Source organism: Pseudokineococcus sp. 5B2Z-1 (assembly GCF_037482305.1).
GTDB lineage: Bacteria > Actinomycetota > Actinomycetes > Actinomycetales > Quadrisphaeraceae > Pseudokineococcus.
In genome coordinates this window covers 468398-470473 of record NZ_JBBHZG010000004.1, presented here as the reverse complement: position 1 = coordinate 470473, position 2076 = coordinate 468398, and the positions used below count along the sequence as shown (strand labels likewise).

The 2076-nt window shown below is 79.4% G+C and carries 2 protein-coding genes; one reads left to right on the top strand and one right to left on the bottom strand.

Features of this window, described 5'->3' with window-relative positions; genetic code table 11:
- Window positions 1–1206 (bottom strand): PP2C family protein-serine/threonine phosphatase (locus WDV85_RS12945; RefSeq protein WP_339571014.1); only part of this gene is annotated, 1206 nt, incomplete at its 3' end.
- 324 nt (window positions 1207–1530) lie between these two features.
- Between WDV85_RS12945 and WDV85_RS12940 the strand changes: the two genes are divergently transcribed.
- Window positions 1531–2076: RNA polymerase subunit sigma-70 (locus WDV85_RS12940; protein ID WP_445263320.1), on the top strand; the 546-nt coding region annotated here is incomplete at its 3' end.

The following is a 2076-nucleotide window of genomic DNA, read 5'->3' as shown; positions in this document are numbered from 1 at the left end:
GCCCGCGCGGCGCCCCGCCGCGCGGGCGAGGTGCCGCAGCCGTGCCCCGAGGCACGCGTCGCGGCGCTCGACGAGCCCGTCGGAGTAGAGCAGCACCGTGGCGCCCGGCGGCAGGTCGACGACCGCCTCGGTGCGCTGGGCGTCCGGCGCGACGCCGAGGGGGACGCCGGGCTGCTGCCCGAGCAGCTCGGCCGACCCGTCGGCGCGCACGAGCAGCGGGGGCGGGTGGCCGGCGCTCGTCCAGCGCAGGCGGTGCCGGACCGGCGCCCCCGGACGGGTGCCGGTCACCGTCTCGACGCGGGCGACGACGCACGTCGCCATGCTCGTGACGCCGAGCCCCGCCATGGCGCGGTCGACGCGGCGCAGCACCTGCGCCGGCCCGTCCTCGGGGAAGGACCAGGCCGTGGTGCGCGCCATGACCCGCAGCTGCCCCATGGCGGCGGACGCCCGGGCGTCGTGGCCCATGACGTCGCCGAGCACGAGCACCGGGCCCGCGGGGCCGGCCCCGGTGGTGCGGGCCGCGGCGCCGCGGTCGCCGACGACGACGTCGCACCAGTCCCCGCCCGCGCGCTCGCCGTCCAGCCCCGGGAGCGACCGCACGCGGACCTCGAGCCCCGGCGGGCTGACGACCCGGTCGGTCAGGCCCTCCTGCAGGGTGGCGACGACGGTGCGCCGCTCCTGCAGCAGCTGGCGCAGCGCCAGCTCGGACGCCGCGGCGGCGGCGAGCTCCTCGAGGACGGCGACCTCGTCGTCCGCCCAGTCGCGCGGGCGGGTGTCGAGGGCGCACAGGGCCCCGACGACCCGGCCGGTCGCGTCGCGCAGCGGGGTGCCGAGGTAGGCGACGATCCCGAGCCCCGGCGCGGGCACGCCGTCGAGCTCGGGCACGAGGCGGACGTCGGGGTGCACGACCGTCCGGCCGGCGCGCACGACCGAGCGGCAGATCGAGTGGCGCAGGTCGTGGCGGCGGTCGTCCTCCTGGCCGGCCGGCAGCCCGGACGCCCCCGGGACCGCCTGGCCCTCGCGGGAGACGAGGGACACGAGCGAGATCGGGACCTCGAGCCCCGAGCGCACGAGGCGGGCGAAGCGGTCGAAGGCCGGGTCGGGACGCGCGGGCAGCGGCCACGTGGCGGGGAGCTCGTCACCGGCGACGGGGGCCCGCGGCACGGGCACGGCCGGCGCGGCGGGGAGCACGACAGGGCGGACCACGACGACACCTCCCCCCGGAGCACGCGCGGAGCGGACCACCTCGGTCTGGACGGTTCCTCCGACGGGGAAGAGCGTCGCACCGGGTGCCCCGCCGGCTCCAGGCGCGGAAGGGTCCCGGGACACCGGTTCCCCCGGACGGAGCAGCGACGGCGCGTCCCGCCGGCGCCGTCGAGCGCGGTGTGCGGGCGCGTGCCGCACGACCAGCACTCCCGCCCCGGACGGGGACCTACCGCGCGGGGGCGCGCGGGACTAGCGTCCGGCGCCGTGGGGGACGCGCAGGCGACGACCGCACCGCCGACCGGGACCGGCACGAGCACGGCGGCGGTGCCGAGCGCGCCCCCGACCGTCCACGGACGACCCCGGTACGACCACGCCGACCTCGAGGCGCACCGCCGCGAGCTCACGGCCCACTGCTACCGGATGCTGGGCTCCGCGGTCGACGCCGAGGACGCCGTCCAGCAGACGATGGTGCGGGCGTGGCGGGGCCTCGACCGCTTCGACGGGCGGGCCAGCCTGCGCACGTGGCTGTACCGCATCGCCACCAACGTCTGCCTCGACGAGCTCGCCGGTGCCAAGCGGCGGGCGATGCCGGTGGACGTCTCCGCCGCGCCGTCCGAGCCCGTCGCCTCGTCCCTCGGCGCGCCGCTGGAGGAGGCGGTCTGGCTGACGCCCGCGCCGTCGGCCCGCGTGCTGCCCGACGGCGACCCCGCCGACGTGGCGGTCGCCCGCGAGCAGGTGCGCCTGGCCTTCGTCGCCGTCCTGCAGCACCTGCCGCCGCGCCAGCGCGCCGTCCTGCTCCTGCGGGAGGTGCTGCGCTGGTCCGCCGAGGAGGTCGCCGACCTCCTCGGGACGACCACGGCGTCGGTCAAC